Consider the following 16,670-nt stretch of genomic DNA (forward strand, 5'->3'; position numbering starts at 1 on the left):
CGGGCTTCGGCGCTGCCCTGTCGGCGGCCGGCAACGGCGGCCGTGCGGACGGCACCGGCGAAGGCTACGGCGATGCCGTGGGCGGCAACGGCCTGGGCGGTGCGGCCAATGGCACCACCGGCGGCGCCGGCGGCGCGGCCAGCTCGACCGGCGGCTATGCCCTGGGCGGCAGCGGCATGAACACCAGCAGCGGCAATGGCGGCGACGGCGGCCAGGTGATGTCGGGCGACGGTGGCTATGCTCATGCCGGCACCTGGGGGTCGAACAATGGCGATGACGGCTATGTCAACGGCTATTCGACCGCTTCGGCCGACTCGATCCTGGATACCTCGGCGTTCAACCAGAGCATCGTGATGGGTGCGAACGTGCTGGGCAACACCGTCGACATGACCGTGGTCGGCGGCGATCTCAGCTCGTCGGTGATCGGCCAGGACGATCTGGGCTGACAGGCCCCCACGCGAACGTCCTGCGCAGGGTCTTCCTGCGCAGGTTTCCGTTTAATTGATTTCCCTCGGCCTTGCCGGAATTGTTTTATCGAGGAAGGTGGCAGACATGCTGGTGATCGACGCGACAGAAGAAGCGATCTGGCACTTCATCGGAATTTTCCACCTTGCGGAAGAACATGGGCGGATGCGGATCGAATACGATCGCCTGACCGCCCGGAAGGCCGGCCCCGACCTGGGCCCGGTCGAACCGACCCACCAGGCGGCCGACCATTCCTATCAGCCGCTCGATTACCAGCCCGAGATCCGCTACGCACCGCCCTATCGCCCCGGCGAGGGGCTTTCGGCCGATCCGGCCCCGCCCGTGCTGGTGCTGGACCACCATTTCCCGCGCGCCTCGGTTTCGCCCGAGGTGATGTCCGCCAGCATGCCCAATGCCGGCGTGCCCTGGTCCGCCAAGCCGCCGGGCGGCGTGGTGACGCCGGTGCCGGAATGGGTTCTGCCGGTGCCGGGCTCGGTCGCCGTCATCGTGGTCCAGAAGACCCGGCTGGCCGATGACGACCAGGTGAATGCCGACGCCATGCGCGAGGGGGTGGTCGATCTGCAGCTGTTGACGGACCGGCTGGAATCGCTGGCCGCGCAGGCCGAGCAGCTGGGCATCGCCCTGCCGGTGGCGATGCCGGCGGACGAGCCCGCCTTTCGCCTGATCGCTGAGACCTTCCGCCAGACCGACCTGCCCGAGACCGAAGCCCCCGGCGCCGAGGTCCATGCGCGCCAGGGCGCCGATGCCGAGGGCCTGTACCAGAACGGCGTCAAGGTCGATGCCCGTCCCGACATCGACGCGCTCATGCCCGCATACCGCCAGGAGGTGGCGGCCGAGCAGGCGCGCGAGGCGCAGGAGGGCGCCCCGGTCACCAGCCGCGACGGCCCGACCTCGGCCGGTCCCACCAGCGTTGCCGGCCCCGGCGAGATCGGGCAGGGCCATGACCTGATCCTGGGCAACAATACGCTGATCAACCAGGTCACGATCCATTCCGCCGCGGTGACGGCGCCGGTCGTCGCCGTGGCGGGGGGCGTCTACAGCTACAACATCATCAGCCAGACCAATGTCTGGAGCGATACGGATGCGCTGGGCGGCCTTGCCGCCGCCGCGCAGGGCCAGGCCAGCCCGACGCAGGGGCTGAACTTCGCCAGCTACACCAGCTTCTCGAACCCGATGCCGGTGCCGCAGGGCGACGATGATGCGCCGCAATACTGGGTGACGGCGACGCTGGAGGGCAGCCTCATCAGCATGAACTGGATCGAGCAGTTCAACCTGATGTCGGACAACGACATCGCCTCGATCACGCTTCAGGCCAACCAGACCCTGCTGCTGATGGGCGAGAACGGCGCGCTGAACCACGTCTCGCTGCTGGAGCTGGGGATGAGCTACGATCTCATCATCGTCGATGGCCAGGTCATCAACCTGAACGCGATCCTGCAAACCAACGTGCTGCTGGACGACGACCGCATCATGGTCAGCGACGGCCATGGCGGCAGGATCAGTTCGGGCGACAACCTGCTGATCAACGATGCGACCATCCATCAGGTCGGCCTGTCCGGCGTGGTCGCGACCGGCGCGGACCATGCGGCGATGCTGGCGGGGGCGGCGGCGGGCGATGTCAGCCTGCCGCAATCGGTGCTGAACGATCCCGCCTTCCAGGGCCTGGACCTGGTGCGGGTGCTGCATATCAAGGGCGACATGGTTTCGGTCAACCTGGTGCGGCAGACGAACGTGCTGGGCGATGCCGACCAGATCGAGGTCTATCGCGACGACCTTCTGCAGGCGGGGGGCGAGATCAACGTCGTCACCGGCTCGAACCTGCTGGTGAACGCGGCGGTGATCGCCGAGTTCGGCGTCGATGCGACGATCTATGCCGGTGGCGAGGTCTATTCCGACGCGCTGCTGCACCAGGCCGAACTGGTCATGACCCACGATCCGCTGATGCCCACCCCGCCGCCCGGCCTGGCCAGCGAGGCGGTGCTTTTCCTGGCCGAGGGGATGCTCGGCGACGATGCCGGCGACGGCGATTTCGTGCCGATCGGCACGAATGCCGATGTGCCCGCCGACATCATGCAAACGGTGCTGGCATGACCCGATCCGACAAGACCAGCGAGCGGCTGGTGCTCGAACCCGAGATGTGCGTCGATTGGCAGGGCGAGAAGCCCCGCCCGCCGGCCTCGAAGCCCATGGGCACCGGCCCCACCATCGAGCGGCAGGCCGGGCGCATTCCCCCGGCGCCCGCCACGGTGCAGGCAAAGGACGGCGCCGCCTTCCACAAGCGGGTGTCCGAGCCCGACATCGCCGGGGCGCTGGGCGCGACGATCCGCCGGATCTGGGCCAATATCCTGGGGGTTCTGCTGTTCAGCGGCGTCTCGAACATGCTGGTGCTGGCGATCCCGATCTACCTGTTCCAGATCTCGGACCGGGTGCTGACCAGCCGCTCGATCGACACGCTGGTCATGCTGACGGTGGTGATCGTCGGCGCCGTGCTGCTGCAGGTGGTGTTCGACGCCATCCGGCGCGGCATGCTGCTGCGCAGCTCGGTCGACATCTCGGCCCGGCTGGGCGCGCCCATCCTGTCGGCGGCGGCGCGCGCCTCGCTGCAAAGCGCCGGGCAGGAATACCAGACGCTGGGCGATCTGCAGCAGGTGCGCAGCTTCCTGGTCTCGGGCACGCTGCTGTCGCTGCTGGACCTGCCCTTTGCGCCGCTGTTCATCCTGGCGATCTTCCTGGTCCATCCGCACCTGGGCCTGATGGTGCTGACCACGGCGGTCCTGCTGATGGCCATCGCGATGATGAACCAGCGCGCCACCGCGAAATCCTTTGCCGAGGCGAACCGGCACCTCAGCCGCGCCAACCTGCACCTGGATTCGATGATGCGCAATTCGCAGATCATCAACGCGCTGGCGATGATCCCCGAGGCCGTGACCATCTGGGGCCGCGACGCCGCCAGCTCGATGACGGCGCAGGTGCGCGCCCAGGACCGCAACATCGCCTTTGCCGGCGCCTCGCGTGCGGTGCGGCTGCTGACGCAGGTGGGACTGCTGGGCTGGGGCGCCTACCTGGCGCTGCACGGCGAGATCACCGGCGGCATGGTCATCGCCGCCTCGATCATCGCCGGCCGCGCGCTGGCCCCCATCGAGGGCGCCATCGAGGGCTGGAACCACGTGCTCTTGTCGCGCGCCGCCTATGGCCGCATCTCGGCGCTGCTGAAATCCTCGCCGCTGAACCAGCAGCGGCTGAAGCTGCCCCATCCCGAGGGGCGGCTGGATGTCGAGCGGCTGCTCTACGTCCCGAACGGGACCAAGCGGGTGGTGCTGAACGCGATCACATTCTCGCTGAACCCCGGCGCATCGCTGGCCATCGTCGGCAATTCCGGCGCCGGCAAGACGACGCTGGGCAAGATGCTGGTCGGTTCGATCCTGCCCACCTCGGGCAGCGTGCGGCTGGACCTGATGGACCTGCGCAACTGGGACCAGCGCCAGCTGGGCCAGTGCATCGGCTATCTGCCGCAGGACGTGCAGCTGTTCCCCGGCACCATCAAGGACAACATCGCCCGGATGCGGCCCGACGCCCGCGACGAAGAGATCTACCAGGCCGCGGTGCTGGCCGATGTCCACGACATGATCGCCAAGCTGCCCGAGGGCTACGAGACCATCGTGGCCGCCGACGGATCGCCGCTGTCGGGCGGGCAGAAGCAGCGCATCGGCCTGGCGCGGGCCTTTTTCGGCGGCCCCCGCCTGGTGGTGCTGGACGAGCCGAACTCGAACCTCGACACGGCGGGGGACCGCGCGCTGTCCAGGGCGATGGCGCTGGCCAAGAAGGACGGCATCACCATGATCGTCGTGACGCAGAAATACCAGCTGCTCCAGGACGTGGACAACATCATGCTGCTGGCCGACGGGCAGATCGCCGCCTTCGGCGCGCGCGACCAGATGCTGGAGCGGCTGGCGAGCCGCAAGCAGCCGCCGGGCAACCAGCCCCCCGCCATGGCCCGCCCGCCGCAAGCCCCGCAGGCCCAGGCCCCGCAACCCCAGGCTGCCCAGCCGCAAGCCGCCCCGCCCCAGGCAGGGCCGGGCCGGCAGCCCGCGACACCCCCCGCACCGGAGGCAGGCCGATGACCAGCAGATCCGACCCCGACGGCCTCTATGACCGGGTTCCGCGCTCGGTGACGCGGCATCTGGTCTTTGGCATCGCCCTGCTGGTGCTGTCCCTGGGCGGGTTCGGCACCTGGGCCTTCCGGGCGCCGCTTGCCGCGGCGGTGATGGCGCCGGGCAGCTTCGTCGCCACCGGCCGCAACAAGATCGTCCAGCACCTGGAAGGCGGCATCATCCGCGAGATCCTGGTCGACGAGGGCGAGGAAGTGACCGAGGGCCAGGTGCTGATCCAGCTGGACCGCACCGCCGCCATCGCCAACCGGCGCGAGCTGGAATTGCGCCGCGCCCGGCTCGAGGCGATCAGCGCCCGGCTGCGGGCGGAATATGCCGGCGCCGAGACGCTGGTCTTCGACGGCTTCCTGCAGGAATATGAGGACGAGCCCAGCTTTGCCGCCATCATGGCCGAACAGCAGGCGGCCTTTCGCGCCGCCCGCGCCCGGCTGGATGGCGAGGTCATCCTGCTGCAAAGCAATATCGCCGCCAGCCGGTCGCGCATCGAGGGCTACCAGGGCCAGCTGGCCGCCATCGAGACCCAGCTTGCCCTGCTGCGCGAGGATCACGGCGCTCGCGACACGCTGCTGCAGCGCGGGCTGGTGCGGCGCAGCGACGTCAACGTCCTGGCGCGGGCCATCGCCGATGCCGTGGGCGAGGGGGGCCGCATCAGGGCGCTGATCGCCGAGACGGAAGAGGCCGTGCGCAAGGCCGAAAGCGAGATCGAGCAGGCGCTGACCCAGCACAAGCAGGCCGCGCTGAACGAAAGCCAGGGCATCGAGGCCGAGCTGGACAGCGTCCGCGAGCAATCGCTGAAGGCGCAGGACGTGCTGGAGAGGGCCTATATCACCTCGCCCGTGTCGGGGACCATCGTGCGCATGCATTACCACACGCCCGGCGGGGTGATCGAGGCGGGCAAGCCGATCCTCGAGATCCTGCCGCAGGATGCGCCGCTGATCATCGAGACCCATGTCGCGCGCACCGACATCGACGAGATCGAGGTCGGGCAGAAGGCGGCGGTGCGGCTGACTTCGCTGAACCAGCGCACCACCCCGGTGCTTCAGGGCCACCTGGTCTATGTCTCGGCCGATGCGCTGGCCACGCAGACCGACGGTATCCAGCGCGAGGTCTATGTGGTGCGCATCGACCTGCCGCCCTCGGAGCTTGGGCGGGTGCATGGCTTCCGGCCGACGCCGGGGATGCCGGCGGAGGTCATGATCGAGACCTCGGCCCGGACCTTCGCGCAATACCTGGTCAAGCCGATCGAGGACAGCCTGTCGCGGGCCTTCCGCGAGAATTAGCCTTGGCGGCGGCGGGCCGGCCCGGCAGTGCCGGTTGGCGTGGCTTTCGGCGCGGAACCGGCCTTGGCATTGAAAGGAAAGGATAATTTCCCGCGCAGCGGCCCGGTTTGCCGCGGCACCCCTGCGGGCCGGTCCGGCGGCGGGCCGGGCTGGGGATTGCCCCTTGCCCGGCCTGCGGCTATCGCAGGCAAAAAGGGGTCCGGCAATCATGAGCTTCAACACCTTCGGTCGCGTCTTCACCTTCACCACCTGGGGCGAAAGCCACGGCCCGGCGCTGGGCGCCACGGTGGACGGATGCCCGCCGGGCGTGGCGCTAGACGAGGGCTGGATCCAGCAATTCCTGGACCGCCGCCGCCCCGGCAGTTCGAAATTCACCACGCAGCGGCAGGAGCCGGACCGGGTGCGCATCCTCTCGGGCGTCTTCGAGGGAAAAACCACCGGCACGCCGATCCAGCTGATGATCGAGAACACCGACCAGCGCAGCAAGGATTACGGCGAGATCGCCCAGGCCTTCCGCCCTGGCCATGCCGACATCGCCTATCATCTGAAATACGGCATCCGCGACTATCGCGGCGGCGGCCGTTCCAGCGCGCGCGAGACGGCGGCGCGGGTCGCGGCGGGCGGCGTCGCCCAGGCGGTGCTGCGCGAGCTGGCGCCGGGGCTGAAGATCACCGGCTACATGGTGCAGATGGGCGAGCTGCATTTGGACCGGGCGAATTTCGACGCGGCCGAGATCGGCAACAACCCGTTCTTTCTGCCCGACGCCTCGGCCGTGCCGGCCTGGGAGGATTACCTCAACGCCATCCGCAAGGCGCAGGACAGCGTCGGCGCCGCCGTCGAGGTGCTGGTCCAGGGCTGCCCGCCGGGGCTGGGCGCGCCGGTCTATGCCAAGCTGGACACCGACCTGGCCGCCGCGATGATGTCGATCAACGCGGTCAAGGGCGTCGAGATCGGCGAGGGCATGGCCGCCGCCGCCCTGACCGGGACCGCGAATGCCGACGAGATCCGCATGGGTAACGAAGGCCCGCGCTTCCTTTCGAACCATGCCGGCGGCATCCTGGGCGGCATCTCGACCGGGCAGGACATCCTGGTGCGATTCGCCGTCAAGCCGACCAGCTCCATCCTGACCCCGCGCCGCACCATCGACCGGCGGGGCGAGGAGATCGAGCTGATCACCAAGGGCCGCCACGATCCCTGCGTCGGCATCCGCGCCGTGCCCATCGCCGAGGCCATGGCGGCCTGCGTGATCCTGGACCACCTGCTGCTCGACCGGGCGCAGACCGGCGGGCAGCGCGGCCGGATCGGCTAGGCAAGGCGCGCGACGGGCGGGGAAGGGGAGGGGAACGCCGTTCCCCTCTTGGCCCGTTCCGGGCCAATTCACCCCATGGGGTATTTGGAAAACGGAGAAGGCCCTGGCGCGGCGGGTTTCAGCCGTTCACCGTTTTGCAGATACCCCTGCATTGTTGCGGAACTGTTACATTGCTTTCGCATAACCGTCGCACCGGCGTTCTAGAGAACGCACAGGCCGAATCCGGCCCCATGGAAATGTCAGGAGTGATCCTATGAAATCCGCGAAATTCACCGTGTCGGCGCTGGCCGTGATCGCCGCTTCGGCCACGGCTGCCGCCGCCCGCGACCAGATCCAGGTCTCGGGCTCGTCCACGGTGCTGCCCTATTCGACCATCGTCGCCGAGGCCTTTGGCGAGAATACCGATTTCCCGACCCCGGTGGTGGAATCGGGCGGCTCCTCGGCCGGGCTGAAGAAATTCTGCGAGGGCGTGGGCGAGAACACCATCGACATCGCCAACGCCAGCCGCCCGATCAAGGCCAGCGAGATCGAGGCCTGCAAGGCCGCCGGCGTGACCGAGATCATGGAAGTCCGCATCGGCTATGACGGCATCGTCTTTGCCAGCGACATCGAAGGCAACGACTTTGCCTTCACCCCGGCCGACTGGTTCAACGCGCTGGCGGCCGAAGTCGTGGTCGACGGCAAGGTCGTTGCGAACCCCCATGCCAAGTGGAGCGACATCCGCGCCGAGTTGCCCGACCAGGAGATCCTGGCCTTCGTGCCCGGCACCAAGCACGGCACCCGCGAGGTCTTCGAGGAAAAGGTGATCGCCGCGGGCTGCGAGGAATCGGGCGCCGCCGAGGTGCTGAAGGCCGAGAAGGGCGAGGACGAGGGCGCATCGGCCTGCATGGCGCTGCGCACCGACGGCAAGTCCATCGACATCGACGGCGACTATACCGAGACCCTGGCCCGCATCCAGTCGGCCAAGAACGGCATCGGCGTCTTCGGCCTGTCCTTCTATGAGAACAACACCGACAAGCTGAAGGTCGCGACCATGGCCGGGGTCAACCCCTCGACCGAGACCATCGCCTCGGGCGAATACCCGGTTTCGCGTCCGCTGTTCTTCTATGTCAAGAAGCAGCATATCGGCACCGTGCCGGGGCTGAAGGAATTCGCGGAATTCTTCGTCTCGGACGAGCTGGCCGGGCCGGAAGGGCCGCTGGCCGCCTATGGGCTGGTGGCCGACCCGGAACTGGCCGTGACCCAGGCCGCCGTCGCCGACGAGGCGATCCTTTCCGAATGACCTGCCGGGCGCGGGGGGCTGCCCCCCGCGCCCGTTCCGTTTCCCTGGCTCGAGGGCTCACATGCCTGTCTCATGGACCTTGCTCGTCGTCCTTGCCCTTGCCGGCGCGGGCTATCTTGTCGCCCGCGCGCGCGTCGTCGCGATGGCCGGGGGCGATGTGCGGCGGCTGCATTCGCGGCCCAGCTATCACGGCTGGAACGCCGCCCTGCTGACGGCGCTGCCGGCGCTGTTCCTGATCGCGATCTGGCGCTTCGTGCAGCCGGCGGCGAACCCGACGCCCGTCGCCATCCTGGCGCTGGTGCTGGCCGCGGCCGGGCTGGGCCTTGCGCTTTTCCGCGCCGCGCCGGGCTTTCGCGCCCGCAACGCGGTCGAAACCATGGTCAAGGGCCTGCTGATCCTGTGTTCCAGCATCGCCATCCTGACCACCGCCGGGATCGTCTTTTCGATGCTGTTCGAAACCGGGCATTTCTTCCAGAAATATTCCTGGCACGAGTTCTTCTTTGGCACCACCTGGTCGCCGCGTTTCGGCGGCGGCTCGCAGCTGGGCATCCTGCCGCTGCTGTGGGGCACGATCTACATCTCGCTGATCGCGCTGGCGGTCTCGGTGCCGATCGGGCTGTTCGCGGCGATCTACATGTCCGAATACGCCTCGGCCAGGCTGCGCGGCGTGGCCAAGCCCATGATCGAGGTGCTGGCCGGCATCCCGACCATCGTCTACGGCCTTTTCGCGCTGATTACCGTGGGCCCGATGCTGCGCGACTACTTCGCCCAGCCGCTGGGCCTGGGCAATTCCGGCTCGTCGGTGATGACGGCGGGGCTGGTCATGGGCATCATGCTGATTCCCTTCGTCAGCTCGCTGTCGGACGACATCATCAACGCCGTGCCGCAATCCTTGCGCGACGGCGCGCTGGGCCTGGGCTCGACGCAATCGGAAACCGTGCGCAAGGTGGTGCTGCCCGCCGCGCTGCCGGGCATCGTCGGCGCCGTCCTGCTGGCCGCGTCCCGCGCCATCGGCGAGACGATGATCGTCGTGCTGGGCGCGGGGGCCGCCGCCCGCATGGACCTGAACCCGTTCGAGGCCATGACCACGATCACCGTCAAGATCGTCAGCCAGCTGACCGGCGACAACGATTTCGCCGCGCCCGAGACGCTGGTCGCCTTTGCGCTGGGGCTGACCCTTTTCGTCATCACGCTGGGGCTGAACATCGTCGCCCTCTACGTCGTGCGCAAATACCGGGAGCAATACGAATGAGCGACGCAACCCTGCAAGGCGCGCAGCCCCGCCCGTCGCTGCTGGCCGCCGACCCGCGCACCCGCAAGCGCAACGCCGCCGAGGCGCGGTTCCGCGCCTATGGGCTGGGCGCCATCCTGGTCTCCATGGTGATGCTGGTGATCCTGCTCTTCACCATCCTGACCGGCGGCATCGGCGCCTTTCGCCAGACCTACCTGGAAATCCCGGTCGCGCTGGACGCGGCGCAGCTGGACAAGAACGGCAACCGCGACCCCGCCGACCTGCGCAAGGTCCTGACCCTGACCTATGGCAAGATCCTGCAGCAATCGCTGGAACAGTCCATCGCCGACAAGGGCATCGCCATCGCCGAGCTGTCCGACAAGGACGTCTCGGGCCTGATCTCGAAAGAGGCCTCGGCGCAGCTGCGCAACCGCGTGCTGGCCGACCCCGAGCTGATCGGCCAGACCGTCGAGGCCCGCGTGCTGGTGAACGGCCGGGTCGACGGCTATTACAAGGGCCGCGTCAGCATGGAAAGCGCGGCGCGCGACGCCAATACCTCGCCGGCGCAGCTGCAACTGGCCGATGCGCTGAAGGCGCAGGGCATGCTGGCGACCCAGTGGAACTGGTCCTTCCTGACCAGCCCCGACGCCTCGGACCAGCGCCCCGAGGCCGCCGGCGTCGGCATCGCCATCCTCGGCTCGCTCTACATGATGCTGGTGGTGCTGGTGCTGTCGGTGCCGATCGGCGTCGCCGCCTCGATCTACCTGGAGGAGTTCGCGCCCAAGAACCGCTGGACCGACATCATCGAGGTGAATATCTCGAACCTGGCCGCGGTGCCCTCGATCGTCTTCGGCATCCTGGGCCTTGCCGCCTTCATCAACTTCGCCGGGCTGCCGCAATCGGCGCCCATCGTCGGCGGCCTGGTGCTGACCCTGATGACGCTGCCCACCATCATCATCGCCACCCGCGCGGCGCTGAAGGCGGTGCCGCCCTCGATCCGCGACGCGGCGCTGGGGGTGGGGGCGTCCAAGATGCAGTCGGTGTTCCACCACGTCCTGCCGCTGGCCATGCCGGGCATCCTGACCGGCACCATCATCGGCCTGGCCCAGGCCCTGGGCGAGACCGCGCCGCTCTTGCTGATCGGCATGGTGGCCTTCGTCAAGAACTTCCCCTCGGCCCCGCCGGACGGGCTGTTCGAACCCGCCTCGGCCCTGCCGGTCCAGGTCTACAACTGGACCCAGCGCGCCGACCCCGCCTTCATCGAGCGCGCCTCGGGGGCGATCATCGTGCTGCTGGTGTTCCTGCTCTGCATGAACCTGCTTGCCATTCTCCTGCGCCGCAAGTTCGAGCGCCGGTGGTAATCTCGGGAAGGAGACCCGATATGAACGACATGAGACTTCTGGAGCGCAGCGTGGACCAGTCGGAAATCAAGATCGCCGCCCGCGACGTGCAGGTCTGGTATGGCGAAAAGCACGCGATCAAGGACGTGAACGTCGATCTGCTGGACAAGACCGTGACCGCCTTCATCGGTCCCTCGGGCTGCGGCAAGTCCACCTTCCTGCGCTGCCTGAACCGCATGAACGACACCATCGACATCAGCCGGGTCGAGGGCAAGATCACGCTCGACGGCGAGGACATCTACGACAAGCGCGTGGACCCGGTGCAGCTGCGCGCCCGCGTCGGCATGGTGTTCCAGAAGCCGAACCCCTTTCCCAAGTCGATCTATGACAACGTGGCCTATGGCCCGCGCATCCACGGCCTGGCCCGCAACCGTGCCGAGCTGGAAGAGATCGTCGAGAAATCGCTGCGCGGCGCGGCGCTGTGGAACGAGGTCAAGGACCGGCTGAACGATCCCGGCACCGGCCTGTCGGGCGGACAGCAGCAGCGGCTTTGCATCGCCCGCGCCGTGGCGACCCAGCCCGAGGTGCTGCTGATGGACGAGCCCTGCTCGGCGCTGGACCCCATCGCCACCAGCCAGGTCGAGGAGCTGATCGACCAGTTGCGCGCCCAGTTCTCGGTGGTGATCGTGACCCATTCCATGCAGCAGGCGGCCCGCGTCAGCCAGAAGACCGCCTTCTTCCACCTGGGCAACCTGGTGGAATACGGCAACACCGACGACATCTTCACCAATCCGCGCGATCCGCGCACCGAAAGCTATATCTCGGGCCGCATCGGCTAGGCCGGAAAGGGATCTGACATGAACAACGAACGCCACATCCTGTCCGCCTTCGACCGTGACCTGGAAACCGTGCAGGCCCTGGTCGTCAAGATGGGCGGCATGGTCGAAAGCGCCATCCACGACGCCGCCATCGCGCTGGAAACCCGCGACGGCGAGCTGGCCGACGACATCCGCCGCCGCGACAAGGCCATCGACGCGCTGGAGCATCAGATCAACGAGGAGGCGGCGCGCCTGATCGCGCTGCGGGCGCCGCGGGCGACCGACCTGCGCATGGTGCTGTCGGTCATCAAGATCTCGCATATCCTCGAGCGGGTGGGCGATTACGCCAAGAACATCGCCAAGCGCAGCAACGTGCTGGCCGACATGCCCGCCATCGACGGCGCCGGCATGGCGCTGCGGCGCATGTCCGCCACGGTCGAGGCGATGATGAAGGACGCGCTGGACAGCTATATCCAGCGCGACGCCGCGCTGGCCGCCGACGTGCGCAAGCGCGACCTCGAGGTGGACCAGATGTATAACGCGCTGTTTCGCGAGTTCCTGACCCATATGATGGAAGACCCGCGCAACATCACCGCCTGCATGCACCTGCATTTCATCGCCAAGAACATCGAGCGCATGGGCGACCACGCCACCGGCATCGCCGAGCAGGTGATCTACCTGGCCACGGGCGAGCTGCCCGAGGATCCGCGCCCCAAGGGCGAAAGCGTGCCGCGCATGGAGGGGGCCTGATCCATGGCGCAGACCCAACCCTGTGTCCTGGTCGTCGAGGACGAGGGCGCGCAGCGCGAGGTGCTGAAATACAACCTCGAGGCCGAGGGCTTCGACGTCGTGCTGGCCGAGAACGGCGACGAGGCCATGCTGCTGGTGGCCGAGGAGCAGCCCGACCTGATCGTGCTGGACTGGATGCTGCCCAATGTCAGCGGCATCGAGATCTGCCGCCGGGTCAAGGCCGATCCCTCGACGCGGCAGATCCCGATCATCATGCTGTCGGCGCGTTCCGAAGAGGTGGACCGGGTGCGCGGGCTGGAGACCGGTGCCGACGACTATGTGGTCAAGCCCTATTCCGTGGTCGAGCTGATGGCGCGGCTGCGCACCCAGCTGCGCCGCACCCGGCCGGCCTCGATGGGCGAAAGGCTCAGCTTCGGCGACATCATCCTGGATGCGGGCGAGCATCGGGTGTTCCGCGCCGGCCAGCCGCTGCACCTGGGCCCGACCGAATTCCGCCTGCTCTCGACGCTGATGGAAAAGCCCGGCCGGGTCTGGACGCGCGAGCAATTGCTGGACCGGGTCTGGGGCCGCGACATCTATGTCGACACCCGCACCATCGACGTCCATGTCGGCCGGCTGCGCAAGGCGCTGATGGCCCATGGCGGCGACAACCCGGTGCGCACGGTGCGCGGCACCGGCTATTCGCTGGGCTGAGGATCCGGCCACCGCCGTTTTCCCGCCCGTTGCCATGGCTGGCGGCCCCCGCCTGCATGCGGGGCCGGTGCGGCCAAGGGGCTTAGAGCTTTCCAGGCTTACCTCGCCAGGGAGCCTCGATCCGCGAAATCCTGCGGCCGCAGCTCCGGCCCGGTCCTGAGCTGGCGGATGCCCGGCGGACCGCAGCGCGCCAAGCCTTCGCAGAGGAGCGCCGGCGGTTCGGGAGTGCCGCGTGGCTTCCAGGTTCTGCACTCGCAAGCGGGCTTCCGTTTGGGAACGGTTCGTGCTTCGAGCGTCTTGCGGAGCTTGAATGGCACCTCTCGCGCTGAGGGATCGGGAATGGGCGCGGATTGCACCGCTTCTTCCCGACAAGCCTCGTGGCCTTGCGCGGACGGACGACCGGCGCGTCCTGAACGGGATCTTCTCCATCCTGCGGACAGCGCCGGCCCTGGCGCGACCTTCCCAAGCGTTACGGTCCACATGCGACCGCTTCCAGCCGATGGGTCAGGGTGGGCGTTTGGCTTGGGGTTTTCGAGGCATTGGCGGCCGCTTCGCTCCAGTCGATGCCGTTGATCGACAGTTCCATCATCCGGGCTCACCAGCATGCCGCCGGCGAAAAGGGGCCCCGGATCATGCCATTGGCCGCTCTCGTGGAGGACTGACCAGCAAAATCCATGTTGTGCTCGACGAAAGCGGACTGCCGGTTCGCCTCGTTCCTGCGGCGGGCCAGGCTTCCGACAAGGTGCGGCGCCCGCGCTGCTTGAACAGCCGCCCGCCGCCTGCATCGTCGCTGCCGGTCGCGGCTATCACGGGCAGCACCTGGTCGATCTGGTTGCCCGACGGGACGGGCAAGCCCAGATCCCCACCCAGCGCGACCGCAAGGTCCAGCGATCGCTCGACCCAGCAGCCATCTGCCGCTAGGGTCTACGGGTCTACGGGTCTACGGGTCTTGCCGATCCGGGGAACTTCCCTTCCGATTGCCGGGTCGTGCAGACGGCAACCGCCAGCCGCGGGAACTGGTCCCGCGGCTGGCTTTCGGTCTCGCGGCTGCGGGCTTGAGCTCCCGCACCCCACGCCCGCAGTCAGTTCTGCGCCAGCAGGTCGGTGATGCGGCGCACGGCGACGCGGCGGTTCTGCCGCTCGGGCCCGTCGGTCGACACCAGCAGGAACTGCTCGCCATAGCCCTGCACCACCATGTTCTCGGGCGGCACCTGGAAATATTCCGCCAGCGCCAGCGCCACCGATTCCGCCCGGCGGTCGGACAGCGCCAGGTTGGCGGCATCCGAGCCGACGGCATCGGTATAGCCCTCGATCATGTAGATCTCGCGCGGGTTCTGGTCGATGCTGTCGCGGATCACCTTGCCCAGCGTCGCCAGTTGCTGCGCCTGGTCGGGGGTGATCGCCGAGGAGCCGGTGTCGAAGGTGATCTCGGGCACGTTCACCGGCGCGACCAGGGCGCGGACCTCGGGGATGTTGCGGACCTGGCCCAAGCTGAAGCGGCGGTCCACCGCCGCCTCGCGGTTCAGCGCCTCGCGCAGCGCGGCCTCGTCCAGCCGCTCGCGGTTGATGCGGACCGGCGGCGGCGCCGGCAGGGTCGAGATCTGCACCGGCTGCGCCTGGGTATCGTCGATCAGCCGGGTTTCGGTGCCATCGGCACGCAGCAGGGTGCGGCGCAGGATGTTCATGTTCGCGTCGCGGATGGTGACGACCCGGCTGCCGTCGGCACGCACCACCGTGGTCCGGGTCGAGCCGTCGTCGAAGGTTTCCGTCTGCACGTTCGAGCCGGGCCGGTACAGCAGGGTATTGTCGTCCTTGATCACCTGCTGGCTGCCGTCGGGCAGGGTGACGACCACCCGGTCGCCGGTGTTCAGCGCCACATGGCGGTCGTTGGACAGCATCTTGCCGACCGCCATCCCGGCCGCACCGGCAAGCAGCAGCTTGGCGATGTCCTTGACCGTGTCGTCGTCATCGTCGTCCTGGCGCGCCTCCTGCGCTTGCGGATCGGCGGCGGGCTGCTGTTGCTGTTGCATGCCCTGCATGACCGAGGTGGCGAATTCCTCGGCCGAACTGCGGGCGTTTTCCTCGGTGATCTGCATCTCGTCCAACTGGCCCTGCGCCGGTTCGGCATCGCCGGCGGCCAGGGCGGCGGCTGCCGCGGGGGCCGCTTCCTCGGCCGCGCGCTGCGCGACGGCGTTCGGCTGCGCCTGGGCCTCGGGTGCCTGCACCTCGGCGGCCTGTTCCGGCTGGCCTTGCTCGGGTTGGGGCTGCTCCGGTTGGGCCTGCCCGGTTTGGGCCTGCCCGGTCTGGCCTTGCTCGGGCGCGGTCTCTTCGGGTTGCGTGGGCTGGCCGTCGGCCTGTTCCTGCAAGCGGCGCTCCAGCTCTTGTGCATCGGGGCGCGGTTCTTCGCCCGTGGCCTGTTCGCCGGGCAGGGCCTGCTCCGAGGGCTGGTCCGATTCGGGCCCGGTCTCTTGCGCCTGCTCTTGCAGACGGCGTTCCAGTTCCTGCGCATCGGGGGTCTGGGAAGGCTGGGCCTCATCCGCGCGGGCCGGGTCGGCCGGCGGTTCCGCCTGCCCGGCCGATTGCGGCTGTTCGGCCGAGGTCTCGGCCTCGAGCGCCTTCTTCAGCGCCTCGGCGTCCTGGGCCGGTTCGGCCTGCCCGGCCTGGCCGGCATCCTGCGGCGTGGCCGCATCCGGCTTTTGCGCGGGGGCGGGATCGGTCGTGGTCACGGCTTCGGGCGTATCCGGCTTGGGCGCAGGCTCGCCTTGCGGGGCCGCCTGCTCGGGTTGCGCGACCTGGGGCTTGGCCGGCGGCTCGGCCGCCTCGACCACCGGGGGCTTGGGTTGCGGCTCCTCGGCCTGGGTCACTTCGGGCTTGGGTGCGGGGGAAGGGGCCGGCTGCTCTTGCGGTGCGACCTCGCCCTGGGCCTGCGGCTCTGCGGCCGGTTCGGCGCCGGGTTCTGCGGCAGGTTCCGCGGGGGCTTCGGTTTCGGCGCCCTGCGCCTGCGGCTCGGCGGGGGCCTCGCCCTCGGCCTGCGGCTGTTCGGCCGGTTCCGGGGCAGGCTCTGCCGCGGGTTCGGGCGGCTCTTGCGGCTGCCCGGCCTCGGCCCCAGCTTGCTGGTCCGGCGGCAGGATGACCTGTTCGTCAGCGCCTTGGCCCTGCTGGTCCTGCGCCACCGCCAGTTGCGGGGCGATCAGGGACAGGCAGGTCACCATCGCGGTCGTGGTCTTGTAGATGCGGCGCATGTCGGTCCTCTTTTTCCGATGGTCGCTTGATCCCGGATCAACCGTCGGCCATCGGTGCAGTTCCCCAACA

The 16,670-nt window shown here is 68.5% G+C and carries 11 protein-coding genes and 1 pseudogene; 11 read left to right on the top strand and 1 reads right to left on the bottom strand.

Going from position 1 to position 16,670, the window contains the following annotated elements; genetic code table 11:
• The 11 genes and pseudogenes from FE811_RS27420 to phoB form a co-directional block, all read left to right on the top strand.
• A pseudogene (locus tag FE811_RS27420) lies at positions 1–446 on the top strand (hypothetical protein); the annotation flags it as partial.
• Positions 447–552: 106 nt separating this feature from the next.
• Entirely contained in the window at positions 553–2,577 is a 2,025-nt protein-coding gene (locus tag FE811_RS09695; RefSeq protein WP_116221134.1) for a hypothetical protein, read from the top strand.
• Entirely contained in the window at positions 2,574–4,607 is a 2,034-nt protein-coding gene (locus FE811_RS09700; protein WP_116221133.1) for a type I secretion system permease/ATPase, read from the top strand. The genes FE811_RS09695 and FE811_RS09700 overlap by 4 nt, the downstream gene beginning before the upstream one ends.
• The gene (locus FE811_RS09705) at positions 4,604–5,935 is read left to right on the top strand and encodes an HlyD family type I secretion periplasmic adaptor subunit (protein ID WP_116221132.1); all 1,332 of its coding nucleotides are present in this window, start codon (positions 4,604–4,606) and stop codon (positions 5,933–5,935) included. Before FE811_RS09700 ends, FE811_RS09705 begins: the two co-directional genes overlap by 4 nt.
• A 208-nt stretch (positions 5,936–6,143) precedes the next feature.
• Positions 6,144–7,244, top strand: coding sequence for a chorismate synthase (gene aroC, locus FE811_RS09710; protein ID WP_072460827.1), 1,101 nt, complete (start codon positions 6,144–6,146; stop codon positions 7,242–7,244).
• A gap of 253 nt (positions 7,245–7,497) precedes the next feature.
• Positions 7,498–8,526 (top strand): substrate-binding domain-containing protein, encoded by a 1,029-nt coding sequence (locus FE811_RS09715; RefSeq protein ID WP_116221131.1) that lies wholly within the window; start codon positions 7,498–7,500, stop codon positions 8,524–8,526.
• Between the two features lie 61 nt (positions 8,527–8,587).
• On the top strand, positions 8,588–9,778 hold the full coding sequence (pstC, locus tag FE811_RS09720; RefSeq protein ID WP_036756841.1) for a phosphate ABC transporter permease subunit PstC: 1,191 nt from the start codon (positions 8,588–8,590) through the stop codon (positions 9,776–9,778).
• The gene (gene pstA / locus FE811_RS09725) at positions 9,775–11,118 is read left to right on the top strand and encodes a phosphate ABC transporter permease PstA (protein WP_036756844.1); all 1,344 of its coding nucleotides are present in this window, start codon (positions 9,775–9,777) and stop codon (positions 11,116–11,118) included. Before pstC ends, pstA begins: the two co-directional genes overlap by 4 nt.
• A gap of 20 nt (positions 11,119–11,138) precedes the next feature.
• Positions 11,139–11,936: a phosphate ABC transporter ATP-binding protein PstB gene (gene pstB / locus FE811_RS09730; protein WP_116221130.1), complete on the top strand. Its 798-nt coding sequence runs from the start codon at positions 11,139–11,141 to the stop codon at positions 11,934–11,936.
• Positions 11,937–11,954: 18 nt separating this feature from the next.
• A complete protein-coding gene (gene phoU / locus FE811_RS09735; protein WP_036756850.1) occupies positions 11,955–12,665 on the top strand; it encodes a phosphate signaling complex protein PhoU in 711 nt (236 codons plus the stop codon).
• Between the two features lie 3 nt (positions 12,666–12,668).
• Positions 12,669–13,358 (top strand): phosphate regulon transcriptional regulator PhoB, encoded by a 690-nt coding sequence (gene phoB / locus FE811_RS09740; RefSeq protein WP_116221129.1) that lies wholly within the window; start codon positions 12,669–12,671, stop codon positions 13,356–13,358.
• Positions 13,359–14,440: 1,082 nt separating this feature from the next.
• Here phoB and FE811_RS09750 read toward each other — a convergent pair.
• Complete coding sequence (locus FE811_RS09750; RefSeq protein WP_116221127.1) at positions 14,441–16,600, bottom strand: OmpA family protein; 2,160 nt, start codon at positions 16,598–16,600, stop codon at positions 14,441–14,443.
• Positions 16,601–16,670: the final 70 nt, after the last annotated feature.

Source organism: Paracoccus sp. FO-3 (assembly GCF_006386455.1).
Classification (GTDB): Bacteria; Pseudomonadota; Alphaproteobacteria; order Rhodobacterales; family Rhodobacteraceae; genus Paracoccus; species Paracoccus versutus.